The organism is Bacillus sp. LR--39 (assembly GCF_053613335.1).
In genome coordinates this window covers 1-518 of the sequence record NZ_JBSIOT010001596.1, presented here as the reverse complement: position 1 = coordinate 518, position 518 = coordinate 1, and the positions used below count along the sequence as shown (strand labels likewise).

Sequence of the window (518 nt, the reverse complement as noted above, 5' to 3'; positions counted from 1 at the left end):
TTCGATCCGCCGCAACCGTAATGATATCTCCGGTCAATAGACAGCCTTTCCCTTCATTGCCCTTGCTCCAATGCAAAACAGCACCGCCTTTAAAATGTCCGCCCAGTCGGTAAAGGTCCAGTCCCGGCTTCATATTGAGCGTTTCCCCTGACCAGCAGTGAATGTGATTGCTTGGCCTTGTCACCCATTCTTTATCATCCTCATGGATATAGATCGGCGCCTGAAACGCTTCAGCCCACTCAACCTGAGTAGAGTAATAATGCGGATGAGACAAGGCGATGGCTTGAATACCGCCTAATTCGTTGATTTGGTCAATTGTCTTTTGGTCAAGATATGTCATGCAATCCCACAGCACATTGAAGCCCTTATGCTGGATAAGATGGGCTGTTTGTCCGATCGCAAACTCTGGTTCAGTTTTGATGCTGTAAAGATGCTCTTCTTCCTTTTTAAGGATGTTTTGAAGGTTTCCTTTCTCACGCATGTCTTCAAGGGTTGTCCAAGTTTGTCCATCGGGATGA

General features: G+C 46.7%; 1 pseudogene. It reads right to left on the bottom strand.

Annotated features, from left to right (window positions below):
- Positions 1-518 (bottom strand): annotated as a pseudogene (locus tag ACWHAR_RS32000) (hypothetical protein); the annotation flags it as partial.